The organism is Rhodococcus sp. B50, assembly GCF_013602415.1.
In the GTDB taxonomy this organism is placed as follows: Bacteria; Actinomycetota; Actinomycetes; order Mycobacteriales; family Mycobacteriaceae; genus Rhodococcus.
The window spans coordinates 418676-443350 of the sequence record NZ_WPAG02000003.1 but is presented as its reverse complement, the minus strand read 5'-3'; the positions used below and the strand labels follow the sequence as shown (position 1 = coordinate 443350).

24 protein-coding genes are annotated in these 24675 nt (G+C 64.6%); 11 read left to right on the top strand and 13 right to left on the bottom strand.

Annotated elements, in window-relative coordinates; translation table 11 throughout:
• Nucleotides 1-78: 78 nt before the first annotated feature.
• The gene (locus GON09_RS26460) at nt 79-933 is read right to left on the bottom strand and encodes a sucrase ferredoxin (protein WP_213935234.1); all 855 of its coding nucleotides are present in this window, start codon (nt 931-933) and stop codon (nt 79-81) included.
• Between the two features lie 198 nt (nt 934-1131).
• Here GON09_RS26460 and GON09_RS26455 point away from each other — a divergent pair, with 198 nt between their 5' ends.
• Complete coding sequence (locus GON09_RS26455) at nt 1132-2061, top strand: ABC transporter substrate-binding protein (RefSeq protein WP_213934941.1); 930 nt, start codon at nt 1132-1134, stop codon at nt 2059-2061.
• 728 nt (nt 2062-2789) lie between these two features.
• On the opposite strand, the gene GON09_RS26450 is transcribed toward GON09_RS26455, so the two are convergent.
• The 10 genes from GON09_RS26450 to GON09_RS26405 all read right to left on the bottom strand — a co-directional run bounded on the left by GON09_RS26450 (nt 2790) and on the right by GON09_RS26405 (nt 12198).
• Nucleotides 2790-3938, bottom strand: coding sequence for an MBL fold metallo-hydrolase (locus GON09_RS26450; protein ID WP_280521719.1), 1149 nt, complete (start codon nt 3936-3938; stop codon nt 2790-2792).
• Nucleotides 3910-4443 (bottom strand): PPOX class F420-dependent oxidoreductase, encoded by a 534-nt coding sequence (locus tag GON09_RS26445; protein WP_213934939.1) that lies wholly within the window; start codon nt 4441-4443, stop codon nt 3910-3912. The genes GON09_RS26450 and GON09_RS26445 overlap by 29 nt, the downstream gene beginning before the upstream one ends.
• The gene (locus tag GON09_RS26440; protein ID WP_213934938.1) at nt 4440-5597 is read right to left on the bottom strand and encodes an acyl-CoA dehydrogenase family protein; all 1158 of its coding nucleotides are present in this window, start codon (nt 5595-5597) and stop codon (nt 4440-4442) included. The genes GON09_RS26445 and GON09_RS26440 overlap by 4 nt, the downstream gene beginning before the upstream one ends.
• 8 nt (nt 5598-5605) lie before the next feature.
• A complete protein-coding gene (locus tag GON09_RS26435) occupies nt 5606-6385 on the bottom strand; it encodes a MaoC/PaaZ C-terminal domain-containing protein (protein ID WP_244867041.1) in 780 nt (259 codons plus the stop codon).
• A gap of 221 nt (nt 6386-6606) precedes the next feature.
• Nucleotides 6607-7794, bottom strand: coding sequence for an acyl-CoA dehydrogenase family protein (locus tag GON09_RS26430; protein WP_213934936.1), 1188 nt, complete (start codon nt 7792-7794; stop codon nt 6607-6609).
• 20 nt (nt 7795-7814) lie between these two features.
• On the bottom strand, nt 7815-8612 hold the full coding sequence (locus tag GON09_RS26425; RefSeq protein ID WP_213934935.1) for an enoyl-CoA hydratase/isomerase family protein: 798 nt from the start codon (nt 8610-8612) through the stop codon (nt 7815-7817).
• 53 nt (nt 8613-8665) lie between these two features.
• Nucleotides 8666-9094, bottom strand: a complete 429-nt coding sequence (locus tag GON09_RS26420; protein ID WP_213934934.1) for a Zn-ribbon domain-containing OB-fold protein — start codon at nt 9092-9094, stop codon at nt 8666-8668.
• Nucleotides 9091-10266, bottom strand: a complete 1176-nt coding sequence (locus GON09_RS26415; protein ID WP_213934933.1) for a thiolase C-terminal domain-containing protein — start codon at nt 10264-10266, stop codon at nt 9091-9093. Before GON09_RS26415 ends, GON09_RS26420 begins: the two co-directional genes overlap by 4 nt.
• A 10-nt stretch (nt 10267-10276) precedes the next feature.
• Complete coding sequence (locus GON09_RS26410) at nt 10277-11809, bottom strand: class I adenylate-forming enzyme family protein (RefSeq protein ID WP_213934932.1); 1533 nt, start codon at nt 11807-11809, stop codon at nt 10277-10279.
• A complete protein-coding gene (locus tag GON09_RS26405; RefSeq protein ID WP_213934931.1) occupies nt 11806-12198 on the bottom strand; it encodes a VOC family protein in 393 nt (130 codons plus the stop codon). Before GON09_RS26405 ends, GON09_RS26410 begins: the two co-directional genes overlap by 4 nt.
• 155 nt (nt 12199-12353) lie before the next feature.
• On the opposite strand from GON09_RS26405, the gene GON09_RS26400 reads away from it, so the two are divergent.
• The 10 genes from GON09_RS26400 to GON09_RS26355 all read left to right on the top strand — a co-directional run bounded on the left by GON09_RS26400 (nt 12354) and on the right by GON09_RS26355 (nt 23275).
• A complete protein-coding gene (locus tag GON09_RS26400) occupies nt 12354-13184 on the top strand; it encodes a class II aldolase/adducin family protein (RefSeq protein WP_213934930.1) in 831 nt (276 codons plus the stop codon).
• 16 nt (nt 13185-13200) lie between these two features.
• Nucleotides 13201-14103 (top strand): VOC family protein, encoded by a 903-nt coding sequence (locus GON09_RS26395; RefSeq protein ID WP_213934929.1) that lies wholly within the window; start codon nt 13201-13203, stop codon nt 14101-14103.
• Nucleotides 14100-15041 carry an NAD(P)-dependent oxidoreductase gene (locus GON09_RS26390; RefSeq protein ID WP_213934928.1) on the top strand — a complete coding sequence of 314 codons (942 nt, stop codon included), beginning with the start codon at nt 14100-14102 and terminating at the stop codon, nt 15039-15041. Before GON09_RS26395 ends, GON09_RS26390 begins: the two co-directional genes overlap by 4 nt.
• A 20-nt stretch (nt 15042-15061) precedes the next feature.
• Nucleotides 15062-16285 (top strand): cytochrome P450, encoded by a 1224-nt coding sequence (locus GON09_RS26385; RefSeq protein ID WP_213934927.1) that lies wholly within the window; start codon nt 15062-15064, stop codon nt 16283-16285.
• Nucleotides 16286-16359: 74 nt separating this feature from the next.
• Nucleotides 16360-17508 (top strand): acetyl-CoA C-acetyltransferase, encoded by a 1149-nt coding sequence (locus GON09_RS26380; RefSeq protein WP_213934926.1) that lies wholly within the window; start codon nt 16360-16362, stop codon nt 17506-17508.
• Between the two features lie 34 nt (nt 17509-17542).
• Entirely contained in the window at nt 17543-18448 is a 906-nt protein-coding gene (locus GON09_RS26375) for an SDR family oxidoreductase (protein ID WP_213934925.1), read from the top strand.
• A 26-nt stretch (nt 18449-18474) separates the two neighbouring features.
• Nucleotides 18475-19284, top strand: coding sequence for an enoyl-CoA hydratase/isomerase family protein (locus tag GON09_RS26370; RefSeq protein ID WP_213934924.1), 810 nt, complete (start codon nt 18475-18477; stop codon nt 19282-19284).
• A gap of 14 nt (nt 19285-19298) precedes the next feature.
• Nucleotides 19299-20258, top strand: a complete 960-nt coding sequence (locus GON09_RS26365) for a PDR/VanB family oxidoreductase (protein ID WP_213934923.1) — start codon at nt 19299-19301, stop codon at nt 20256-20258.
• A gap of 389 nt (nt 20259-20647) precedes the next feature.
• Entirely contained in the window at nt 20648-21451 is an 804-nt protein-coding gene (locus tag GON09_RS26360) for a MaoC/PaaZ C-terminal domain-containing protein (protein ID WP_213934922.1), read from the top strand.
• Nucleotides 21452-21709: 258 nt separating this feature from the next.
• The gene (locus GON09_RS26355) at nt 21710-23275 is read left to right on the top strand and encodes an ISL3 family transposase (protein WP_213934767.1); all 1566 of its coding nucleotides are present in this window, start codon (nt 21710-21712) and stop codon (nt 23273-23275) included.
• Nucleotides 23276-23395: 120 nt separating this feature from the next.
• On the opposite strand, the gene GON09_RS29070 is transcribed toward GON09_RS26355, so the two are convergent.
• Together GON09_RS29070 and GON09_RS26345 are read right to left on the bottom strand one after the other, a co-directional pair.
• Entirely contained in the window at nt 23396-23614 is a 219-nt protein-coding gene (locus GON09_RS29070) for a helix-turn-helix domain-containing protein (RefSeq protein WP_213934921.1), read from the bottom strand.
• A gap of 48 nt (nt 23615-23662) precedes the next feature.
• Complete coding sequence (locus GON09_RS26345; RefSeq protein ID WP_213934920.1) at nt 23663-24280, bottom strand: TetR/AcrR family transcriptional regulator; 618 nt, start codon at nt 24278-24280, stop codon at nt 23663-23665.
• Between the last annotated feature and the right edge of the window lie 395 nt (nt 24281-24675).

Here is a 24675-nt window from a genome sequence, read left to right as displayed (position 1 = left end):
CTGCTGTTCCCAGGTCCGGAGTAATCACCGCGCAGATGCGTTAGAAGTTTTGTCGCCCGACCTGCAGCGCTCCGACAGCTATGAACGATGCCCGGACCGTTCGTCGACGCTATCGACGATCCATCGCCGCCAGGTGGCCGCTGAATCGGGAATGCAACTGTGCCGGAAGGAGGGCTCGGGTGGGCCTTGACGCACCATCACCCGGAAGTCTCGGCCTGCAAGACCCATCTCGACCCTCGTCGAGTTGTCCGTTGTCACGGTTTCACGAACGTATTCGATCGCGTCGACAGTTTCGACACCCGTCGTTTCGCGGAGAACGTGCTCAGCCACCTGCGCCGAGGGCGACAGTGCCGCTCGGCCGCGGAGATGATCGAGTGACATCCGGCCGGCCAGTGCATCTCGGACCGTAGTCACCGCAGAGTTCGGTCCCAGTCGACTGAAATACAGTCCGGCCGGGAGGGCAACCAGGTTCGCAGCGAAGCGGTCTCCTCCGATATGAGTGCACTCCCACACGTCTGCTTCTTCGACGGCAGCCACGGCGTTCATGATCGGTCGGCCGAGTTCGGCGCAGCAGGCATCCTTCTTTCCGTGCGTGCACACCAGGAACATCGGAGCCTCTCGAGTGGCTCCGACGTCCGGTTCTTCGCCACGCGCACTCGACTCGAAGGGAAAGTGCGCCAGAACCTCGTAGTCGTCGAGCGTGCCCTCCCTCATCCACTGCCGCACACCATTGGACCAGGCGAGGACCCATCGAGGTCGTGTCCCGCTGCGGTCGCGTGGTCGTCGGATCAGTACGAGTCGCGTCGGGTGGCTCACCGCGTCGATTCGTTCGACGACCGCGCTCGGCAGGACGCTGTCCGGTGCAGACTTCGGCCAAGGGCCGGGATGTTCGACCAAGACCCACAGTAAGGCGCGTCCGGCGCGGGCAAGCATCGTTTCGCCGGCTATGGAGGACTGTCGCGTGCATGCTTCGTCTCGCCGACTGACCTGGTGATTGTCGACCACCGGAGTACCACTGTGAGGCGGCACGCATTCTCCTTGCTCGATAAGTTAGCCTTACCAAATTCGAATAGTACACATCGGTCGCAACACTCGAATTCGACGCGACCAAGGTAGGTCCGAGGAGCGAGGATGAATCAGAACACACAGCGGGTCGGTCGTCTGCTGGCCGGAGCGATGGTCGGAGCGCTCGCGCTTTCTGCATGTAGTAGCGGGACCGACGACGTCGCAGAGCAATCCGCCACTCGTACGGTCGAGCACGCTCACGGCATCACCGAGGTGCCCACCGACCCCCAGCGTGTCGTAGTGCTCGAGCCTGTCCACCTCGATACCTCCATCGCGCTCGGAGTCGTCCCCGTCGGTGCTGCGGTGCTCAGCGAGGCAACCGGCGTGCCCGCATATCTGGGTGAGGCGGCCTCGTCGGTGGCGTTTGCCGGTACCGTTCCTGAACCGAACTTGGAGAAGATCGTCGCGCTGGATCCGGACTTGATCATCGGGACCGAAACCCGGCACGCCGATATGTACGACCAGCTTGCCGCCATCGCACCGACGGTCTACATGGCCTCGCAGGCCGACCCCTGGCAAGACAATGTGCGGTTCGTTGCCGATGCGCTCGGTCGCAGCGATGAGGCGCAGGCGCTGCTCGACAAGTACACCGACCGTTGCGCCGAGGTCGCAGCGGAACACGGCACCGAGGGGAAGACCGCACAGCTGATCCGGCCTCGTAACGAACAACTCACGCTCTACGGCCCCACATCCTTCGCCGGGAGCACGCTCGAATGTGCCGGGTTCACCATCCCGGAGCGTGACTGGGAGAACTCCATCTCTGTCGACCTGTCGTACGAACTGGCCACCGAAGCGCGTGCTGATCTTGTTCTTGTCACCAGTGCGACACCGGACGATCCGGCGTCGGTCCCGTCGATCGTGAACGATCGGCAACTCTTCCCGAACATGCACGTGGTCGACATGTCGTACTGGATCACCGGAGTCGGTCCCCTCGGTGGCCTCGCTGTCCTGGACGATCTGGATGGGATCCTCACCGAATCTGCCACCGCCAACTGAGCACCGGCGAATTCCACCACAGAGCCGTGTTTCCTGCTGGTCCGGACGGTCCGACAGGCAGCGGATCCGCATGCCATCACTCGAATGAAAGGTGCTCCGAGAGCAGTTATGCCCACCAACGTGTCCGACCGCAGTGACGACCGGTTCGACTGGTGGTCTACGACGTCGACAACGGTGAGTTGCTGGGGGCGGCGACCTGATCGGTAGCTCGGTCCGTCTCGGGCGATGCCGGGACCGTTGCGGGTGGCGGGGTGGTCGGATCGACTCGATGCTGAACGCAGCGCCGAATGACACCCAGGATCAACGCCCTGGACGTGGTGTGTGACGTCGCCGCACGATTCTTCGTCGGCGGTTCAGGCGGTCAGCGCCGGTGTCATCTCTCGGCGGTGTCGGTGACGGTCACAGCGCAGAGGAGGCGGCAATGGTCATCGCGGCAAGTACTGACGGCGAGCCGAGTTTTCCCTGATCCTCGTCACCGGTTGGGTTCTTGGCTTGATTGAACCGATGTGCCAGAACCGGATCGATCGAATAACGCGGGTCACGATTGATCGTATCGGTCTCGCTGGGCTGCTGCGTCCCGTGCTGGAGGCGGCGATCGCCGAGCTCGGGAGGACCTGAAGATCGTGCTCGTCGTGCCCCGCGACGTGGACCCGAAACTGCGGCGCGACGGTGAGCGGGTTCCTCACCGACTGATGGACCAGAGCAGTCGCCCCCACGGTTGGTTCTGATCATGCGATCGAGATCTTCTGTAGATCCTCTCCGATGGTGACTGGCCCGCTGTAGCCGCGTTGTGCCCAGGACTGCCAAGCGTGGGGGTCGACGACGCCGTGCGCGATGTCGCCGATGTGCGACAGTACGAGTCGACGTGCGGATGCGCGTTCGGCGATCTCGCCGACCTTCTGCACCTCGACATGCCCGTCGAGCATGTGCGAGCGGACGACCGGCGGCAGGTCGCTGCCCTCCAGGTTGATCGCTTCGTGGACGAGGAGATCGGTCCCCTGGGCAAGTGTGAGAATGTTGTCGGAGTAGGTGGTGTCCCCGGAGAGGGTGACCGATCCGTACTCGGTGTCGAAGCGATACGCGAACGACGGATAGCAGACGCCATGTGGGACCAGAACCGCCGAGACTCGCACGCGATCGTCTTCCATCACGGTGAACGGTTCCATGCCCGGCGCGGTCGCCAGGTAATTGGCGCCGACCTCAGTAACGACGATATCCGTCGGGTTGACGACAGTGCGGATGTCTCGGATACCGGTGTCACGCATGAAGATGTTGGTGCTGTAGGCGTACGCGTCGTGCAGACGTTCCGTCATTTCCACGGTTCCGGGAGTGGGGTTCGTTCCGACGGTCGGAACCTCGCGGCCATCGAATGCCGGCGGAAGCCCTCCGGCCGAGCCTGGACCATAGACATCCACCGCTTGGCCGATATGGTCGCCGAAGCGATTCGGCACGTGTCCTCCGTGAAGGAAGAAGTTGTAGTAATCAGCGACATGGTCGGCGTGCAGGTGCGTGAGGAATATCGCCTTGAGTCGGTCGAAGCGCAATCCGGCATGGACGTATTGGGTCGCTGACCCTCGACCGCAGTCGACCACGTAGACATCTCCGTCGACGACCACAGCGGTGGCGATGCCGGTTCTCTCCGGAACAATCGGCGGCCCCGCTTGAGTCCCCAGGAGAACGACGGACAGCTTGTTTCCGGCCACAGGGTCCTGAATGCTCGAGCCCGTGGAGCCCGGCAGCGAGAACGGCTGCGCCGTGCTGCGGCCGGCAGTCATCACCCCTATTCCCAGCGCGGCTGCCACTGCGCCGGCGCCGCCGAGAAAGCCGCGCCTGTTGACCGTGCGGGTTTCACGACTTTCGCAATATGTGATGCACATCGGTTGAGTTCTTTCTTGGATCGGCAAGCAATGACAAGTGATGTTTCGACGGCTCCGGGAAGGAGCCGCCGTCGAACAGGACTGCGGTCAGTTGTGGCTCGACGATCCCCGCCACGGTGGGCGCCGACACCTTCTCCGGTTTCAGCGTGATGACGACCCGACGGGCGCCGGGCGCGTCGTAGGGGTATCGGTCCATGCCCATGTGGTGACGAGCCAGCGAGTCGATAAACGACCGATCGTCGTCGGGTTCGATCACTGCGGTGCCCCGTACCTCCACGTAGCGCACCGGATCGGCGGGATCCGTCATGCAGAACGTGGCGCGCGAATCCCGCTGGAGGTTGCGGTACTTCGCGCGATCGGTGGTGGTGCTGAACCGCAGCTGCGTGCCGTCGAACATCGGGGAGACCGGGGTTACCGATACTCGGCCATCCGTGGCGCAGGTCGCCAGGAAGCCGACCGATCTGCTGGTCAAGATGTCGTGGATTCCTTCCGGGATCGTCGTCATCGTTCGATCACCGGTGGGGGCAGGCCCGGGCCGTTCTCGTCGAGCAACAGATTCGCCAGGTGGCTCGACAGGAAGCGGTTGTCCCACCAGGTGAGCTGCAGTTGCTTTGCGCGGCGGGAGTACAACTGGATGTCGATGTCGAGGGTGTAACCGATACCTCCGTGCACCTGGTGGGCCACGGCTGTCGCGTCACGGAAGGCCTCGCAACATCTGTGTTTTGCCATCGCGGCGAGGAGGCGGATGTCACGTCCGGCGTCCCGGCTCCATGCGGCCTCGAACATGAGTGTCGACGCGCCCTCGACTGCGACCAATGTATCGGCGAGGGGATGCGCGATGCCCTGGTTCGCGCCGATGGGTCGTCCGAACTGTTCGCGCGTCTTCGCGTAGTCGGTGGCGAGCTCGAGAACCTTGCGTGCGCCGCCACAGGCGTAGGCGGCGAACACGATCGCCGCCTCGGTCATCGACTGGTGCAGTATCTGCCATCCGTGTCCGGGTTCACTCAGGCGGTCCCTGGCCGAGAGCTCGACATCGATATCGAGGCGGTGTACCGATTCCCCTGCGAGCGTGCGCTGCGAGGTGCTCGCCACGCCGGGTCCTGCTGGAACGAGGTAGAGGTCGATGTCTTCGGTTTCGGGGCCGCTACGTACCGGCACGACGAACGCGGCGGCGCGATCGGCGAACGGCACCAGCGTCTTGCTGCCATGCAGTCGTATCCGTTCGCCGGCGACGTCCGCGACGACGTTGATGTCGCCGGCGCCGTAGCTGCCGCCTTCTTCGAGCCAGGCCACCGACAGGAGGGCCTCACCCGAGGCGATACGCGGTAGCCAGGTGTTCTGCTCGTGGGCGGATGTCGCCCGCATGAGGATGCCGCCGGCAAGCACGGACGACACGATCGGGGTGAGGGGTGCCGCGAATCGGCCGAGTTCCTGTGCTACCAGGCACATTTCGGTCAGTCCGACACCTGCGCCTCCGAACTGTTCGGGCAGGGTCAGGCCCAGTAGGCCGCTGGCGGAAAGGTGCTTCCACAGGCTCTCGGGGAATGCCTTCCCTCGTTCTTCCGCGAGGCGGACGGCGTCGCTGTCGCATCCGGCTTCGCACATCTGCCGAACGGTGTCGGTGAGGAATTGTTGTTCTTCTGACAGGGTGAGATCCATTTCAGTTCCTAAAGGTTGTCGGCGTCGCCGAACGTCTGCCAGCGGTCGAGCGGGATGTCCCACGGGTCCGCCGCTGCGGATTCGGTCGTGGCGACCGCGGTGGCGCGACCGGTCACGGTGGTGTTGTTCCCGACGTGTTCGGTGAAGACCAGTTCGAGCCGTCGCCATCCGTCGGGGGTTATGGTCTGCTCGACGATTTCGCCGCCGATCCGCAGCAGGTCCCCCGGGACGACCGAGCGGCGCAGCCGCAGCGCCAGCCGCAGCAAACGCGCGCCCGGCGCCACGTTGTCGGTGATCCACCGCGAGACGAGGGCCATATGGCCCGGGGTGTTGAGGATGATGGCGGGCAGGCCGGCCGCGGCGGCGAATGCCGGGTCGTGGTGGAATCGGGTCCAGTCTCCGCTTGCTGCCGCCAGTTTCACGATTCGGCTTGCGTCGATGTCGATGCTCAGCTCGGGCAAGGGGGTCCCGTCCGACGCCGGTTGCTCCGCCTCGCCACGTTGCCGCGCCTCGTTCGAGCCGGTGCTGGACTCGGCCGGCCGATAGCCGTGAAAGGACCACCTCTCGAGGGCGACGGGTTCATCGCACTGATTGCGGTGGTCCACTTCCACGGACCAGTCGCGGCCTTGCCCCATGCGTCTGTGCCGCAGCGGACCGACGTCGACGATTCGGTGGGTCGCGGTGAGCCGGTCGCCGAGATGCACCGGCACGCCGTATTGGTGGGATACCTCACGTACCACCGCTATCGGCAATCCGAGACGCTCCTTGAGGCGGTGGTGTAATTCCATGGACCGTATGGGTGGACCGGACGGCGTCCACGGGGGGCTCTGAGTCCACGTACCTGCCATCGATGGTGGGGCAACCAACCGGTCTCCGTTGGCCCAGTGCCGAGGATTGGTGTCTTCGCTTGCCGAGCACCACAGTGCGATCGACGGAGCATCGACCGGTCCGCGACCTTCCTGGGTGATCTTTTCCGTCAGGATGGTGTGGAGCTCGGTTTCTGTGTCGGTCATAAGGTCGGCAGCCCCAGTGCACGGCGGGACAGGATGTTCTTCTGGATCTCGGACGAGCCACCACCGATGGTCTCGATCACCGTGGCGCGGTACGAGTGTTCCCAACGGCCCTCGTCGGCGGCTCCGGGTTCGCCCGAGGCCAGGACGCCGACCGGTCCACAATGATCGAGCATCCAGTTCGCCATTTTCTGGTGCAGCCGGGTCAGCGTCAGTTTGCACATGGAGGCCTCGTTGGACGGCACCTCGCCGCGGGCTGCCTTGTCGATGATCCGTAGGGTCAGCATCCGCGCGACCTCGAGGTCGGTGGCGAGCTCGGCGATGCCGGAACGGATCTCGGGCTCGTCGACCACGGGCCGGCCGGACCGGCGGGTCGACTTCGCCCACGAAATGATCCGGTTCATCTTCGATTCGAGTGCACCGACGGTGTAGATCGTGTAGCGCTCGTAATCGAGTGCCTCACACACATACGTCCAGCCCTTGTCGACTTCCCCGACGACATTTTCGTCCGGGACGAAGACCGCATCGAAGAAGACTTCGTTGGTGCGGTCGTCGCTCATCGTCTTCTGTTCCAGCACCGTCAGTCCAGGATCGCTCAGGTCGACCAGGAACAAGGTGATGCCCTTGTGCTTGGGGGCGTCCGGATTGGTACGTGCCGCGACCCAGTACCAGTCGGCGAAGTGCGCCGACGTGCTGAACCGTTTTTGACCGTTGAGTTCCCACCCACCGTCGACCCGCTTGGCACGGAGTTTGAGCGAGGCCAGATCCGAGCCGGCATCGGGTTCGGAGTAGCCGAGTGCGAAGTCGATCTCGGCGGTCCGGATCCGGTGCAGGAACCGGGCCCGCAGATCGTCGCTGCCGTGTCGGATGATTGTCTTGCCGATGATTCCGATGCCCTTGCCGACCAGAGGTGCACCTGCCTGAGACAAACGTTCGTTGAGCAGGTATTCGTAGAGCCCTTCGTGCGCGTCGCCGCCATACTCTCGCGGCCATGACATCCCCAGCCATCCGCGTTGGGCGAGACGGCGCATGAACGCCTTGTGTTGGGGTTTGCTGGCAAGTTGCGAATGCGACTCGTGGTGAGCAGCGAAGACTACGTCTGCGTCCGGGTGTTGGCGCTCCTGCGCCAAGTATTCGACGACCTCGGCGTCGAAGCGTTGTTCGTCGTCACTGAACGAAAAGTCCATTACATACTCCTGTGTGAAGGTCACCGAGTTCGACTCTCGGGTCGGGATTGACCGCGGAACCGGTCCTGGCCGGCTCGCAACATCTCGGGATGGTCGCCTGCGGCCAGCAGCACGTTGCCCATGTCGATCGCGCCCGGGACGCCCAGGCGGCGCGCTGCCCACAAAGAGCGCACCGTCGTCTGGACCGCGGCCGGTGGATTGGCGGCGATGGTCTCGGCCGCCCATGTGGCGGTCTCGTGCAATTGCTCGGCCGGCACCACCTGTGACACCAATCCGGACTCGCGAGCCGAGTCGGCCGAGAGTCGTTCACCGAGCCCGAGGAGCGACATCCGCATGAGGTCCCCGAAGGCCATACGACCGCTGAGGAACATCGGTTCGTAGACCGCCGCCATCCCGTAGGTGACATGGGGGTCGAAGAAGGTCGCATGTTCGGCGGCGATTACGAACTCCGACTCGCCGAGAAGGTAGAACGCGCCGCCACACGCCATCCCGTTGATCGCGGCGATGACCGGCTTCCACAGCCCGTTGGATTTCGGACCGATCTCCGCTCCCAGGTCGTCGTAGGCGTACGGGTCGAACGGCTCGTCACTGTCGAGGATCTCGGACCGGTCGATCCCGGTGCAGAAGGATCGGTTGCCCGAGCCGGTGAGAACGACGCATCGGATGTCGTCTTCGGTTCGTAGTGTGCGCCAGATGTGGCGCAGTTCGCTGCGCATTGCGGTACTCAGAGCATTGAGCGTGTCGGGCCGGTGCAGCGTCACCCAGGCGACACCGTTTTCTTCCCGATAGTCCACTTCGTGCAGACCTGTGGGGTCCATCGACTTCTCCTGTTGTTTCTGGTCGAGTGTCTGCCGAGCGAGGGCCCGATCACTTATCTGGTCTGTTCGTCGGCGTTGTCGGGTTGTCGGATCCGAAATCGCGGCAGTGTGTGCTCATCGTCGATACGGTCGAAGAACACCTCGACCGGTGCGTCGATGGCCACCATTTCGGCGGGTTCGTCGAGGTCGGTCACCATTCGGACAGCGTCATCGAGTTCGACGGTCGCAACGACGTAGGGCACTCGGTCCGCCCAGCTCGGGTGAAATGCCTGGTGGGTGACGGTGAAACTGTGGATCACGCCGCGTCCGGTGATCTCTGTCCAGCCCCAGTCGCTGCTTTGGCAGTGCGGGCAACGCGGCTGCGGGTAGTGGCGCAGCACGCCACAGGCGTGACAGCGTTGGATCACCAGTCGTCCCTGGCGGGCGGCAGCCCAGAAACCCTCGGCCAGCGCTGAGGGGTCGGGGAGGGGTGCACGATTCACGGTTCTCTTCTCCGTAGGATGAGGACCGATCCTTCGTGGAAGTCGCCCTCGTTGGTGACCAGGGCGGTCTCGCAATCGGCGACCTGCCGCTGCGGTTCGACCGAGCGACGTAGTTGCCGTGTCGCCTCGATGACATGGTTCATTCCGGACACGTGGGCCTCGGAGAGCAGACCACCGTGGGTGTTGACGGGTAGCTGCCCACCGAGCTTGATCCGACCGTCGGCGACGAACGGACCTGCCTCACCGCGCCCGCAGAATCCCAATGCCTCGAGGCTTGCGAGGACGAACCAGGTGAAGCCGTCGTACAACTGGGCGCAGTCGATCTCGTGGGGTCCGATACCGGCCATCGAAAAGGCGCGGCGGCCGGCGAAGTGCATGCCTTCGACGAAGGTGATGTCTCGTTTCTGTGTAATCGACGTCGGTGGCGATCCATGGCCCTCTCCCACCCCGCTGATCAGGATCGGTTCGTGCGGCAGGTCTGTCGCACGTTGGGCGCTCGTGATGACGATCGCCGCTGCGCCGTCGGTTTCGAGGGAACAATCGAGTAGGTGAAACGGGCTGGTGATCATCCGCGAGGACTGATGGTCCGCGAGGGTCATCGGCCGGTTGTACATGTATGCGTTCGGGTTGAGGTTGGCGTGCTCGCGGCATGTGACGGCAACGTGTCCGAAATGTTCGCTCGTGGTGCCGAATTCATGCATGTGTCGCTGTGCGGATTGTGCGAACCATTGGGCTGCGACGAGGTTGCCGTAGGGTTTTTCGAATTCGTTCACCGTTGCCAGTACCGGCATGATGCGAACACTGGTGGTTGACACCCGTTGCTCGCTGTAGCCCCGCCGTCCCGCGACCACCAGCGCACACGTCGCCACATCGGTGGTGATCGCCATACAGGCGCTCTGGATTGCGGAGATGACGCTCGCGCCGCCGGTATGCATGGTCGAGGTGAATGCGAGGTCCTCGAGTCCGAGGTTCAGAATGAACTCCTCGGCGATCCGATCGGACATGTCGTTCGGCATCACCGCGTCGATGTCCGCCGGGGTCAGGCCTGCGTCCGCGAGTGCCGCTGTTGCGGCCTCGAGTTGCAGCTCGAGCGTCGATGCGGAGGTTCCGCGTGTGTAGCGCGTGTGCCCGATGCCGACGATCGCGCACCGATTTCTCAACGTGTCCGACACGATCCGCCCTTCATCGGGCCACGCTCGCCGCGAAGCGGTTGCGTAGGTCTTTTTTGAGGACCTTTCCGGCGGGGTTGCGCGGCAACGCGTCGACTACCTCGAGTTGCTCGGGGATTTTCTGTCGCATCAGTCCGGCGGTGGTGCAGTGGTCGGCGATGTCCGACAGTGTCACCTGCTGGCCTGGGGTTACGCAGACTACCGCGCATACCCGCTCGCCGCGTTCGTCGTCGGGGAGGCCGATGACCGCTACTTCGTCGATGCCCGGATGTGCGTAGAGCACGTCCTCGAGTTCGGTGGCGCTGATGTTCTCACCCTTGCGGATGACGATATCTTTGAGTCGGCCCGTGATGTGCAGGTAGCCGTCCTCGTCGAGTTGCCCGATGTCGCCGGTGCGATACCATCCGTCGGCGTCCAGGCCGGATGTCGGTTCACCGAGGTATCCCTGGAAGACGGCTTCGCCGCGGATACGGATTTCCCCGCTCTCACCGGCAGCGACAGGTCCGTCGGCTCCGAGCACGTCGAGTTCGACGTAGGGGACCGGCCGTCCGACGGTATTGGCCAGGTGTTCGTCTGTGTCATCGGGGTGGTTCATCGCCACGATGCAGGACTCGGTCATGCCGTAGCCGTGCGCGCAGCCGGCGCCGCCGATCTCGTCGCGCACCTGTCGATGCATCGCCGGCGGCATGGGTGCGCCGCCGCCGGTCATGAACCGCAGGTGGGGGAGGATCGGTTCGCTCGGATTGCGTCGTTGTTCGGCGAGGAACGCCGCGTAGAAGGCGGGCCCGCCACCGGCGATGGTGACGTTGTGACGCCGGAACGACGCGGTCGTTTCGGTCGGATCGAAGGATTGGCTGAGCGCCAGTGAGTATCCGCATCGGAGTGCTCCGGCAAGATTGTTCGCCCCGCCGATGTGTGTGACCGGGAAGGCGATGCCGTACCGATCGTCCGGGCGCAGCCCCTGTGCGTGGCAGAAGGCCGCACCTCCGGCCATGATCGAGTGGTCGGTGTGCATCACGATCTTCGGAGCCGAGGTGGTGCCGGAGGTGGGGAAGAGCCACGTCACGTGTGAACCGGATACCTGCGGCGGCGGTAGGATCGCTGGGTCGCCGACCGGTAGGTCGTTGTCGCAGAACACTGTTCGTATTCCGGGATTGGTCCGCCGTACCCGTTCGGACAGTGCGTGGTAGTCGGTGCCCTTCCACAGCGAGGGCAGTGCCCACACCTGCGCGCCCGAGCGGTCGAGCAGTCGCGACAGTTCGGCTTCTCGGTAGATCGGAAGGAGCGGGAGCTGGCGGGCGCCGAGTCGTGCTACCGCGCCCATGAGCACCATGGATTCGAGCCAGGTCGGCAGCTGCCAGGCGACGGTGTCGCCGGCTTCGACCCCGAGGTCCTTCAGTCCGGCGGCGGTGTTCAGCACCGCGTCGCGGTATTCCGCGAACGTCATGGTGCGCTCGAAGTCGTCTACGAGGAAGATGTTTCGCGGTGTTGCGGCCGCGCGCGTGTCGATCAGCTCCCAGAGGGTTGCGGCCTGGAGCAGGGTCACGGTGTCGCCTCCATGACCTCGAGGACGTTGCCGTCGGGATCGTGTACGAGCGCGGATCGCAGGCCGGGACGCACGTCGAGCGGGCCCGCCGCAACGACCCCTCCCGCGCGCACACACCGCGTCGCCACCGCGTCGAGGTCGTCGACCCACACCGCGAAGTACTGCAGTCCGGCGCGGTCCCAGAATTGCTCGCGCGCCGATTCCGCCATTGCTGGTGGGTCGTCGGGAACCATGATCTTCACCATCGCCTCGCCGGCACCGAGTCGGTGGACGGTTCCCATGGGGACCGAGCGCGGTTCGAGTACCTCGAAGGCGAAGGTGTCGCGGTAGAAGTCGACCAGATCATCACGCTCGGAGACCAGGCCGATTTCGACCCTGTGAACGGACATTGAAACCTCTTTCATTGTGCGACAAGGCATTAGATGGATGTGGGTATCGAAAACGGGGTGTTGCCTCCCTCACACTTCAAGGTTACGATACGAGTCGTAGCGTTGCAATACCCGCTCGGATCGATCGGTTCCACCACCCACCGAGGAGAAGTTCTATGCCTGCCCAGCCCATCGCCTCGACCCGTGAACGCGACGCCGTCGCGGAGACGATGTCCCGGATCGCCCCGCCGACGTTCACCGACCTCGCCGAGGAACGCCGGCATCGCAAGGAGCGCTTGGCGGCCGGCTTCCGGGTTCTGGCCAAGCTCGGCCTCACGACGGGTATCGCCGGGCACATCACCGTTCGCGACCCCGAACACCTGGATCACTTCTGGGTCAACCCGCTGTCGACACCGTTCAGCAAGATGCGAGTGTCCGATCTGCTGCTCGTCGACCGCAACGGCACCGTCGTCGAGGGCGACAAGATGGTCAATGCCGCGGCTTTCGCGATCCACTCCCGCATCCACCATCACAATCCCCGGGTCGTCGCCGCCTGTCACTCGCACTCCCCGTGGGGCCGGCCGTGGTCGGCGACCGGGCGTCTCATCGAGCCCACCAGTCAGGATGCGTGCTCGTTCTACGAGTCCCAACGGATCGTCGAAGGGTTCGAGGGTGTCGTCTTCGACCTGGGTGTCGGCGACCGGATCGGCGAGGCCTTCGCCGAGCAGTCACCCGCCGCAGGCGGGGTCAACACCGTCATCCACGAGAACCACGGCCACATCACCGTCGGTGAGACCGTCGACGAAGCGGTCTTCTGGTTCCTGCTCTTCGACCAAGCCTGTCAGTCGCAGATGCGACTCGAGGCCACCGGACTCCCCTACAAGGTCATCGACCACGAGATGGCACGGCACACCAACCAGCAGGCCGGCTCGTCCTACGCCGGCTGGCTCGGCTTCCAGAGCTACTTCACCGAGATCACCCTCGAGCAGCCCGACCTGCTCGACTGAACCCAGGAGAAACGACATGAATCTTCGCGGCATCGGATACATCGGACTCGACGTCCCCAACCGACAGGAATGGGACCGATTCGCCACCACCGTCGTGGGATTGGAGCAGGTCGCCCGTCCGGCCGGGGATGACGACGCGTCCTACTTCAAGGCCGATGATCGCAGCTGGCGTATCGCGGCCCGAGAGAGCAACACCCCCGGCATCGGATTCATCGGATTCGAAGTCAACGACCGCGCCAGCTTCGACGACGCGGTCCGCATCCTCGAGACAGCCGGCGCCGCACCCAAGGCTGCCGCCGAAACCGAACTCGCCGAACGAGGCGTGCAGGCCATGGTCTGGTTCGAAGATCCTGCAGGGACCCGACTGGAGATCTTCTGGGGCCCGACCGTCGACGGCGCATTCCGCTCTCCGCTGGGCGAGCCGGGCTTCGTCACTGAAGGTGGATTCGGCCACGCGGTGTTGATGGTGCAGGATCTGCCCGCCGCCCTCGAGTTCTACACGTCCGTGCTGGGCATGCGCACCTCCGACTTCATGAACTTCGGCGAGGGCATGGCCATTCACTTCCTGCGATGCACCCCGCGCCATCACAGCATCGCGCTCAGCGCCGTCGGTCCGGTCTCGGGAACCCACCACATCGCGCTCGAGGTCGCCGATGTCGATCAGGTGGGCACAGCACTCGACCGCGCAACCGAAGCGGGTCTGGCCATCACCGCATCGCTCGGCCGCCACAAGAACGACCGCATGCTCTCGTTCTACATGCGCAGCCCCGCGGGCTTCGAAGTCGAGATCGGCTGCGACCCGGTCCTCGTCGACGAGGAAACGTGGATCACCAACGAGTTCACCGGCGGTGACGCCTGGGGGCACCACGGACTGACCAGCGAATCACTCGCCGAGTCGGTCGCCGGGAACGCATCATGACCCCACCCCGCATCCTCAGTCACCTCGGCGATCTGCCCCTGCTGCAGGACATGCTGGCCGAAGCCGAGGTCGACGCCCAGATCGTTGCGGTCCCGCAGCACGGGCCGATCGACGACAACGCTCGCGGCGAGGTCCTGCTGACGCTCATGCAGGGGACCCCGAACCTGCCCGAGGTCCTGGACCGCGGCGTTCGGTGGATCCACACCGTCGGCACCGGCGTCGACGAGTTCCCCGTCGACCTGCTCGGCGACCGGACACTGACCATCAGCCGCGGCGCGACATCGGTCCCGATCGCGGAATGGGTGATGGCACAGATCCTCACCGCCGAAAAGCGGCTGCCCGAATCCTGGGTTCACGAACCGCCCGAACGGTGGGGGGGACCGGAACTGGGCGGGATCCACGGCAGCACCATCGCGATCCTCGGATTCGGTGCCACCGGAACCGCCCTGGCTACTCGGGCGCTCGCCTTCGGTGCCCAGGTCAAGGCGCTACGACGCAGCGACACCCCGAGCCCGGTTCCGGGAGTGACACTCGTGCGCACCCTCGAAGCCCTGCTCGCAGACGCCGACCACGTCGTGCTCGCCGCGCCCCTCACCGAGGCCACCGAGGGCATCGTTGACGCGCGGTTCCTGTCCCTGATGAAACCCGACGCCCACCTGGTCAACGTGGCCCGCGCCGGGCTGATCGTCGAAAAAGACCTCCGAGAAGCGCTCGACGGTGGACGAATCGCACTGGCATCGATCGATGTTGCGCCCATCGAACCGTTACCGGCCGGTCACTGGCTGTACCGGCATCCGCGAGTACGTTTCAGTCCCCATGCTTCTTGGAATGGGAGGGGCGTGTGGGAAGCGATCATGCGGTCCTTCGCCGACAACCTCGTCCGATGGACCGCCGCCCAGCCTCTCGACAATGTCGTCGATCTCGTGCACGGCTACTGACACGAAGGACCCCTGACAAGATGACTTCCGATATTTCGGCAACCGATCAGGCAGCTGTCGACTACGATCCGTTCGCACCCGAAGCCATGGTCGACCCTCGCCCGATCTACGAAAAGCTCCGTGCTGCAGGTCCTTTGCACTACCTACCCCAGTACGATGCGTGGGCGTTGTGCAGCTTCGAAGCCGTTTGGCGCGTCACCCGGGATCTGAAGAACTTCACGACCGAGCATCGCGGTTCGCCGCCGATGAATTCGTTGCTCGGCGAACCCAGTTTCCCCAATTTCACCCAGACCGATCCGCGCGAGCACGCTGCTGCTCGCAGGCTGCTCCAACCCGCCTACAACAAGGCGGCGGCGGATCACGACGCGGCATACATGCGTACGCTCGCTCGTGAAGTCATCACACCGCTCGTCGAGGGTGGCGACGGCACCATGGATGTATTCCGCGATTACGCCAGCCGTGTCGCCGCTCGCTTCGCCGGCCACAAGGCCGGCCTTCCCGCCGCCGACTCGGAGCGGATTCGGCACCGTGCCGAACAACTCTTCGTCCGCGAATACGGGCAGCGTGGCACGTCCCCGAGCAATGCCGAAGCAGGTGCCGAAGTATTCGAATACCTTCAAGAGCTGGTCGTCGAGGCTCGTCGGGACCCGTCGAGCGCCCGAGGTGATCTGGCGTCCTTGCTCAACGGCACCGTCCGGGGTCGTTCTCTGACCGATCAGGAAATCCTCGGCAACTTGCTCACCCTGATCATCACCGGCTCCGAAACGACCGAGATCAGCGTCGCAGCGACCCTGTACTACCTCGCCCGAAATCCTGAGCAGCTTGCCGCGGTTCGCGCCGACCGCAGCCTGCTTCTCAATGCCTTCATGGAAACCGTGCGATTCGACCACCCGACCGACATTCTATGTCGGGAGGTGGTCAACGAGGTCGAGGTCTGCGGCCGAAAGCTCCTCCCCGGCCAACAACTCATCCTCATGTGGGGTTCTGCAGGTCGCGATGAAAGCGAGTTCCCGGACGCCGACACCTACGATATCCACCGCACCTACCAGCGGCACCTGCTCTTCGGGCACGGCCAGCACAAGTGCCTCGGCGAGAGCATCGCACTTCGGCTCGGCACGATCATGCTCGAAGAGTTCTTCGAGGCGATCGATACGTACGAAGTCGACTGGGACGGCTGCCGCCGCAAATACGCCGAATTCGTCCAGGGGTTCAACTCCGTCCCCATCCGATTCACCACCGCCTGATCCCGCCTGCACCCCGGCACACAGAGTTCCCTACTCGCCACCAGCACACTCTGCACCGATACCAGAAGGAAGCAATGCACGAGGCATACATCGTCGACGCTGTCCGCACGCCCATCACCCGCACAGGCGGGGACCTTTCGGGCGTTCACGCAGCCGACCTCGGCGCTCACGTACTGAAAAACCTGATCGATAGGGCCGATCTCGACTCGGCGGCGGTCGACGATGTCGTCTTCGGCTGCCTCAACACCCTGGGCTCGCAGGCTTTCAACATCGCCCGCACCTCCTGGCTCGCAGCCGGACTGTCCGAGGAGGTGCCGGGGGTCACGATCGACCGGCAATGCGGATCTTCGCAGCAGGCTGTCCAGTTCGCGGCGCAGGGCATCATGTCCGGGACCGTCGACCTGGTCATCGCCGGCGGTGTCCAGAACATGAGTACCGTTCCGATCTCGTCGGCCGGCCGGGTCGACCCGGCCTTCGGCGAGCCGTTCCTCGGATCGGATGGCTGGACACAGCGCTACGGACGCGTCCAGCCGTCACAGTTCACCGCGGCGGAGCAGATCGCGCAGAAATGGTCGATCACCCGTGACGAGATGGAAGAGTTCGCTCTGACGAGCCACCGCCGCGCGGTACACGCTATCGAGGAGGGTCGATTCGAACGCGAAATCATCCCGCTGGGAGCAGTTTCCACTGACAGCTGCCCGCGGCGCGACACTTCACTCGAGAAGATGGCGGCGCTGCGCTCCATTTCCCCCGATGGACTTATCACCGCGGGTTTGGCGAGCCAGAACTGTGACGGCGCTGCTGCGGTGTTGCTCGCCTCCGAGCGTGCGGTGCGCGAGCACAACCTCCGCCCTCGGGCGCGGATCCACCACGTTTCTTGCCGGGGCGCCGATCCGACGCTGATCCTGACCGCGCCCATCCCCGCCACGCAGCGCGCTCTGGAACGGACCGGCCTCGGTGTCGAGGACATCGACCTGTTCGAAGCCAACGAGGCCTTCGCGTCGGTTGTGCTCGCCTGGGAGAAGGAGCTCGGCATCGATCACGCGAAGGTCAATGTCAACGGCGGTGCCATCGCACTGGGGCATCCGCTCGGAGCGACCGGTTCTCGACTGATGACCACGCTGCTGCACGAACTCGAACGCACCGGCGGGCGCTTCGGGTTGCAGACGATGTGCGAGGGCGGCGGCCTGGCCAACGTCACCATCATCGAACGCCTCGCCTGACCGCACGATCGCCCCACGAACGACAGGAGTAGACATGGGCACCTTCCTCCAGGACAAGGTCGTCGCCGTCACGGGCGCCGGACAAGGTATCGGGCGTGCGATTGCGCTGGCATGCGCCGCCGAGGGCGCCAAGGTGGTCGTCAACGACTACGGCGTCAGTATCGACGGAGCCAACCCCACCAGCGAGGTCGCGAACCGGGTGGTCGAGGAAATCCGCGACGCGGGTGGAACCGCCGTCGCAGTCGCCGACACGGTCACGACGATGGAGGGCGGGGGACGCATCGTGCAGACCGCACTCGACGAGTTCGGGCGGCTCGACGGCGTCGTGTGCGTAGCAGGGATCCTGCGAGAGCGCATGCTGTTCAACATGTCCGAGCAGGAATGGGATCCCGTCGTGGAGACCCACCTCAAGGGCACGTTCACCGTTTTCCGCGCCGCATCCGCCGTCATGCGCAAACAGGGCGGGGGCCGGCTGATCGGATTCACCTCCGGCGCTTTCACCGGCAGCATCTCACAGGCGAATTACAGCGCCGCCAAGGGCGGGGTGATTTCGCTGGTCCGAAGCGCCGCCTTGGGATTACACAAGTACGGCGTCACCGCGAACGCGATCGCACCGGTCGCGAACACCCGCATGTCCGCCGGGATCCCGTTCGACGTCGGAGAGATCGGCGAACCCGAGGACATTGCGCCGATGGTCGTCTACCTCCTGTCCGAGCATGCAGCGGACATCACCGGCCAGGTGTACACAGTGACCGGACCGAAGATCGCGCTGTGGGCACAACCGCGAGAAATCCGCACCGCATACGCCGAGAAGCGTTGGACACCCGAGCAGATCGCCAACCGTTTCGCGGCAAGCATCGGCCAAGACCGCATGCCGATGCTCGATCGACTCGACGAAATATCTTCTGCAGCAGCAGGATTATCTACCAATGCGTCCTGAAGTCCCGACGGCACAAACGGATCCCCATGACCCCTGAAATTCGACGCACCGACGCGGACGGCGTCACACTCGTCCAATTCAACCGACCCGAACTGGGAAATGCCTTCACCGACAGCCAGGTGTCGAACCTCGAGAGCGTACTCGGGGACGTCGCGGCGGACGAGTCCATACGCGTCCTGGTGCTCACCGGCACCGGACGCCATTTCAACGTCGGTGGAATGCCAAGCAGCAAGAACGACACCCCTGCCGAATGGGAACGATCACCCGATGCGCACCGTCGGCAGATGGAAGGGGCCGTGCGAGTGGTGCGGCAACTCCACCGCATGCCGAAAATCACGATCGCAGCGGTCAACGGTGGTTGCGCAGGCGCGGGTCTGGCGCTGGCACTGGCCACCGATCTCCGATTCGCTGCCACACACGCACGATTCAACACAGCATTTCTCGCTCACGGGATACCGGGCGAACTGGGCGCCATCTGGTTCGCGACCCGCCTCCTCGGTCCCGCACGCGCCCGGGAGGTATTCCTGATGCCCGGCAAGATCGACGCCGAGACTGCCGAACGTCTCGGCCTCGTCAACGGCGTCTTCGATCCGGCAGACTTCCTCCCATCGGTTGTTGCGATGGCGCAAGGCATCGCAGCGTCTCGCCCGGAATCTCTGCGAGCGATGAAAGCCAATCTCAACGATGCGCTCACCGCCTCGCTCGACGACTATCTCGACCGCGAAACCGAACGCATGATCACCACCGCATGGACCGTCACTGCACCCTCCCGCCGTCGCCTCGGAAGCGGCACACCCGCCGCCGAACAGACACCCGCCGAAACCCCGTCGAACTGAGAACGAAGATCACCATGCCCCACGATTCCGATTCCGACCTGCTTCTCCACGTCCGAAGCCGACGAGTGTGCGCCGAGGACGTCGTCGAACTCGAGCTCACCGACCCCCGCGGCGAGATCCTCCCCGCCTGGGCGCCCGGCGCTCATATCGATCTCGTTCTCGGCGACGACCTCACCCGCCAGTACTCATTGTGCGGCGACCCCGCCGACCGCACCACCTGGCGGATCGCGGTGCTCCTGGATCCCGCGAGCCGCGGCGGGTCCCGGCACGTTCACGAACACCTCGCCGAAGGCGACAACATCCGTGTTCGCGGACCGCGCAACCACTTCGAGCTGAAGCGCGCAGAGCATTACCTTTTCATCGCCGGCGGCATCGGCATCACCCCGATTCTGCCCATGATGGCTGCAGTGCATGCCGCTGGAGCGGACTGGACACTGTTCTACGGCGGGCGGACCGCGACATCGATGGCCTACGCCGAAAACCTCGTGGAGCAGTACGGGCCGCGTGTAACGCTCATACCGCAGGACGAAAGAGGACTGCTCGACCTCGACTCCATTCTGGGACGTCCCCGGCCCGGTACAGAGGTGTACTGCTGCGGCCCGACCGCGCTGCTCGACGCAGTCCGGACGCACTGCCGCAATTGGCTCCCGGACCGAGTCCACACCGAAAGCTTCAAGCCCATCACCGGCGAACAGACCGCGAACAACGTGGACTTCGAGATCGAAATCGCCTCCGACGGCAGCGTGCTCACCGTCCCAGCCGACAAGACGATCCTCGATGTACTGCTCGACAATGGAATCGACGTCTTGTCCTCGTGCGAAGAAGGCACCTGCGGCAGCTGTGAGACACCGGTACTGTCAGGCACCATCGACCATCGCGACACCGTCCTCGAACCGAGCGAAAAAGCCGCCCACGACCGCCTGATGATCTGCGTTTCGCGCGCGACCTGCGAACGTCTCGTGCTGGACCTGTAACAGACCACCGCTGATTCGACGGCAAGCCCATCCTGTTCGAGGACATCAGAACCCGGCGGTGGACACGGGCCCCTGCATCTACTCGATTGCCGACATCGTCGGCACACCGAAGACGGACCCGACGGTCGACAGATGTCCGGGATGAACCATCTGCCGCCGACACCATCTACCTCGCGGTCTCCTACGACCACCGCACCCCGCTGACACTCGTACACCTCGAGAAACAAACTCAGCCTCTGGCCCAGCGGGGGAGACCGAGAACCTCATCCATGAAGGCCTCCACCCGCCCGAGTATTCCGAGAACATGATGCGTCACGGCAGGAGCCGTGGTTTCCCAAGTGCCCTGACGCTCGGCGCTCTCGGACGCGACTACCTGGAAGGACCGGACAATGACAGCAATACAACAGAAACCGGCCGATGCGTGGCGGGGGGTCGACCTCGGCACCCGCACCGTGCGCTACACCGAGCGCGACGCGATCCTCTACGCGCTCGCCGTGGGCGCCCAGGCGACCGACTTGGATCTCGTGGTGGAGGACCGGCTGCGGGTGCTGCCCACGTTCGCCTTGACTCTCGCGCAGTGGGCACCCGACGAACTCGGCGCGCGCGGCGCGTTCGACACCAAGACCGCCCTGCACGGCGCGCAAGAACTGACCGTGCTCGCACCGCTGCCGCGCTCCGGCGAGGTGACGCTCTCGGCGCGTGTCGGCGAGGTGTGGGACAAGGGTGCCGCCGCGGTGCTGGACGTCGTCATCGAGAGCGAGTACTTCGTCGCCACCTGGTCACTGTTCGCCCCGGGATACGGAGGATTCGGCGGCGAACGCGGCCCGGCCAGAACCGCAACCCCGGTCGGTGACCCCGACCTGACCACCGAACTGGTCACCTGGGAAAACCAGGCGGCGACATACCGCCTCCTCGGTGACATGCACCATATTCACGTTGATCCCGTTGCTGCCGCGCGGATCGGTCAGCCGCGGCCGATCATGCACGGACTGTGCACCCTCGCGGCGAGCACGCTGCCGCTGGCCCGGGAACTCGGCGTGCACCCCGCCGAGCTGACGCAGTTGTCGGGACGTTTCGCGGCCCCGGTTTTTCCGGGTGACCGGCTGCCGATCTCTGGATGGTGCGGTGAGGATGGCGTCGCCTTCGAGGTCGGCGGCGCGATCATTGGTGCCCATGCCCGGTTCGGAAGATAGCCGAGAGGGTACTGACGCGCCGGGTCGAAGATGGACGATCCTGGAGCAGAACCCCGGAGGGCGTCTGTAGCCGGACCGACACACCGCCGGCCCCGTGTCCATCCACAAGGAGGTCAACTGTCCATCAGCAGGGACGAACGTGTCCGGCGACAGGGAGATCGGCGGATCTGGCGCACTTTCCGTGAAGCCTCTGGCGTGTCGCTGACCTGCACCGACATCGGTGGTTGAGTATCGTCCGGGTGCGCTGAAGACGGCGGGATGGACTTGTTCCCGCATTTGGACAGTGTCGATGTTCTCGACGTCCGGCGGGTAGGTGCGACCATCCGCATCGAGGCTCGGCCGCGGGGTGAGCGGGCGTCGTGCCCACGTTGTGCCGGCGAAGCGCGTCGCGTGCATTCTCGGTATCGTCGGCAACTGGCCGATACCGCAATCGGTGGGTATCCGGTCCTGATCGACATTCGGGTCCGCCGATTCTTCTGCGACACGACCGACTGCGCCGCAAAGACCTTCACCGAGCAAATTTCGGGTTTGACGCTTCCGTGGAGCCGGCGCACGCCCGCAGCGGCGGCCATGATCGAGGCGATCGGATTGGCGGTGGCCGGACGGGCCGGCGCCCGGCTCGCGAACCAGCTCGGCGTCGCGGTCGGCCGCGACACCGTGCTGCGAACCGTTCGGGCGATCCCCGATCGGCCCGTCGAGGAGGTGCCCGTTCTGGGTATCGACGACTTCGCGCTCCGCCGGGGCCATGTCTACGGCACCGTCGTCATCGACATGACCACCCGTACCCCGATCGATCTGTTGCCCGACCGCACCGCGGACACCGTCGCGACGTGGTTGCGTGGCCGTCCCGAGGTCCAGATCGTGTGCCGGGATCGGGCCGGCGCGTACGCCGACGGCATCGGCACCGGCGCTCCTGAGGCCACCCAGGTTGCCGATCGTTGGCACCTGTGGCACAACCTGGTGGGTGCGGTGGAGAAGACCGTCATTCGCCACCGCGCCGACCTGCACACCCCCACCGAAACCACCGTCGTCGGACCGAACCGAACGACGCCGCCTCCGAGCACCGGGCCGGTCGAGAACCGTATCGTCACACGCACCATCGAACGCCACGCTGCCGTACACGAGTTGCTCACCCAGGGACGCACACTCTCCGACGTCTCGCGCATCCTGGAACTGGATCCCAAGACGGTCCGCCGCTTCGCCCGCGCTTCCGACGCCCACGCCTTGATCTCCACTGCGCGAAAGGGCCGCAGCATACTCGACGAGTACGCGCCTTACCTGCGTGAACGCATCGATGGCGGGTGTCTCGACGCCGCACGGCTCACCCGCGAGATCACCGCACTCGGATATCGGGGCAGCGCCAAGACCGTCGCACGATTCGTCTATCCGCTGCGCGATGCGGCCGCCCCAGCGCCGCCGCGCCCCGCCGCGCCGAGCGTCCGGCAGGTCACCGGATGGCTCACTCGCCATCCCGATCGTCTCACCGACGAGGACCGCACCGGCCGACAAGCCCTGCTTACGCGCAGCCCGGCGTTGGCCACCACCTGCCGGCTCGTGCGGGACTTCGCCGAGATCATGGTCGGCCGACGCGGTCACAAGGTGCAGGAGTGGATCGCCCGCGCCCGCCGCGACGGCGCGCCCGCGTTGCGGTCCTTCGCGGCAGGCTTGCTCCGTGACCTCGATGCCGTTACCGCGGGACTGACTATGGCCTACAGTTCCGGCCCGGTCGAAGGGCACGTCAACCGAATCAAGATGCTCAAACGACAGATGTACGGGCGAGCCAACTTCGACCTGCTCCGCAAGCGCGTCGTCCATTACGTATGAACAAGTGCGCCAAACGAATCACGGAAAGTGCGCCAGATCCAGATCGGCATATCCGCGTGTAGTCCCGGAGCCAGGGGATCGATCCTTCCCAACCGACCCGTTCGGCGATCACCTTCGCGGTCATCTGGCGGATACTTGCGCAGAAGCGCCCGCGCCCTGGCCTCGAACTGTGTGAACGATATCCGGGCCGGTTGTGCGTGCGTACTTCGCCGGCCGATCCGAGACCACTGCCGGGTCGACGGTGGCCCTGCCGATCCCCAGATCCCGCGTCACTTGTCGTCGCGGAACACCGTCCGCGACCAGTCGTCGGATCCGCGCCCAATCCTCTACTGAGAGCACCCATTCGATCTGTCCGGGTGGCAGTCATTGTCGAGCGTCGTTATGGTCTCATTTTCCAGCGTCGCCGTCAGAAGCGAGCGCAATCGGAAAGCCTGCGATGACGGTACGCACCGCGGTTGTGATGAATTCCTTATCGGGCGGCTGAGCACCGAAGAAGACCCGGTTGAGAATCGGTCCCATGGCGATGTGGATCAACATCTCGGGTTCAGGGACTGCGGGGAACTCACCTCGCGCAACCGCACGTTCGAACACATCCGAGATCGGCCTGGTGCGTGAAGCGAAGTAGTCGCGAACGCTCGGATCGTTCTGTGCGGTGCGGTCTGCCGCGAAGTGCGCAAGGACCTTGCCGAGAGGCGAGGCGACAAGCAACTCGCTGAGTTGCATGGAGACCTCGCAGAGGTCGCTGACCAAGCTTCCTGTGTCGACGGCGACGATCGGAGGCAGACCGTCGATCACCTCGAGAATCAGCGCGGTTCGGGACGGCCACCAACGATAGATCGTGCTCTTGCCGACCTTGGCCTTGCTCGCGATCGACGCGATAGTGATCTCGCTCAGCACTTCATGACCGAGCAGGTCTAGCGTGGCATCGAGAATTGCCCGACGCGACTGCTCACTTCGGGGCCGACCATTCCTTCTGTCACTCTCTCGAGTGGCCTTCTCGGTCATGTGTCTCCTAGACCTGTCGTCCTGGTCGTTACTCCACTTCTGCACGGAGCCTCACCAGCGTCTTTCTCCGTGCGAGTTGGACGTGTGAACAGTTCCTTGCCCACTATGACCCTACATTCCCCTGGACGTCTTCTGTAACGGGGCGTAGCGTATCTTAATCCAATTCTGCGTTCGTGAGATGTCGGAGGTGGTCTCGACAAACCACAGGCACGCGAGTGAACCGTGACCGGTGCCCGCGTGAAGCCCGGAACACCAAAGGGCGCCAACCACTACAGCCCCAGACGAGTGGGCTGCCGGGGCGCCGGGTCGTTCTCGGGCTGCTCGCTGGTTCTCTGCAACGACCCGGCCGTGCCAGGTGGTGAGCGCGGGTGGCTACGAATGATTCGCCAGGTGCC

Bases quoted from the DNA above. Each gene is read 5' to 3' on its own strand.
- GON09_RS26460 (WP_213935234.1), bottom strand. From the start codon at position 933: ATGCTTGCCCGCGCCGGACGCGCCTTACTGTGGGTCTTGGTCGAACAT.
- GON09_RS26455 (WP_213934941.1), top strand. From the start codon at position 1,132: ATGAATCAGAACACACAGCGGGTCGGTCGTCTGCTGGCCGGAGCGATG.
- GON09_RS26450 (WP_280521719.1), bottom strand. From the start codon at position 3,938: ATGTGCATCACATATTGCGAAAGTCGTGAAACCCGCACGGTCAACAGG.
- GON09_RS26445 (WP_213934939.1), bottom strand. From the start codon at position 4,443: ATGACGACGATCCCGGAAGGAATCCACGACATCTTGACCAGCAGATCG.
- GON09_RS26440 (WP_213934938.1), bottom strand. From the start codon at position 5,597: ATGGATCTCACCCTGTCAGAAGAACAACAATTCCTCACCGACACCGTT.
- GON09_RS26435 (WP_244867041.1), bottom strand. From the start codon at position 6,385: ATGGAATTACACCACCGCCTCAAGGAGCGTCTCGGATTGCCGATAGCG.
- GON09_RS26430 (WP_213934936.1), bottom strand. From the start codon at position 7,794: ATGGACTTTTCGTTCAGTGACGACGAACAACGCTTCGACGCCGAGGTC.
- GON09_RS26425 (WP_213934935.1), bottom strand. From the start codon at position 8,612: ATGGACCCCACAGGTCTGCACGAAGTGGACTATCGGGAAGAAAACGGT.
- GON09_RS26405 (WP_213934931.1), bottom strand. From the start codon at position 12,198: ATGTCCGTTCACAGGGTCGAAATCGGCCTGGTCTCCGAGCGTGATGAT.
- GON09_RS26400 (WP_213934930.1), top strand. From the start codon at position 12,354: ATGCCTGCCCAGCCCATCGCCTCGACCCGTGAACGCGACGCCGTCGCG.
- GON09_RS26395 (WP_213934929.1), top strand. From the start codon at position 13,201: ATGAATCTTCGCGGCATCGGATACATCGGACTCGACGTCCCCAACCGA.
- GON09_RS26390 (WP_213934928.1), top strand. From the start codon at position 14,100: ATGACCCCACCCCGCATCCTCAGTCACCTCGGCGATCTGCCCCTGCTG.
- GON09_RS26385 (WP_213934927.1), top strand. From the start codon at position 15,062: ATGACTTCCGATATTTCGGCAACCGATCAGGCAGCTGTCGACTACGAT.
- GON09_RS26380 (WP_213934926.1), top strand. From the start codon at position 16,360: ATGCACGAGGCATACATCGTCGACGCTGTCCGCACGCCCATCACCCGC.
- GON09_RS26375 (WP_213934925.1), top strand. From the start codon at position 17,543: ATGGGCACCTTCCTCCAGGACAAGGTCGTCGCCGTCACGGGCGCCGGA.
- GON09_RS26370 (WP_213934924.1), top strand. From the start codon at position 18,475: ATGACCCCTGAAATTCGACGCACCGACGCGGACGGCGTCACACTCGTC.
- GON09_RS26365 (WP_213934923.1), top strand. From the start codon at position 19,299: ATGCCCCACGATTCCGATTCCGACCTGCTTCTCCACGTCCGAAGCCGA.
- GON09_RS26360 (WP_213934922.1), top strand. From the start codon at position 20,648: ATGACAGCAATACAACAGAAACCGGCCGATGCGTGGCGGGGGGTCGAC.
- GON09_RS26355 (WP_213934767.1), top strand. From the start codon at position 21,710: ATGGACTTGTTCCCGCATTTGGACAGTGTCGATGTTCTCGACGTCCGG.
- GON09_RS26345 (WP_213934920.1), bottom strand. From the start codon at position 24,280: ATGACCGAGAAGGCCACTCGAGAGAGTGACAGAAGGAATGGTCGGCCC.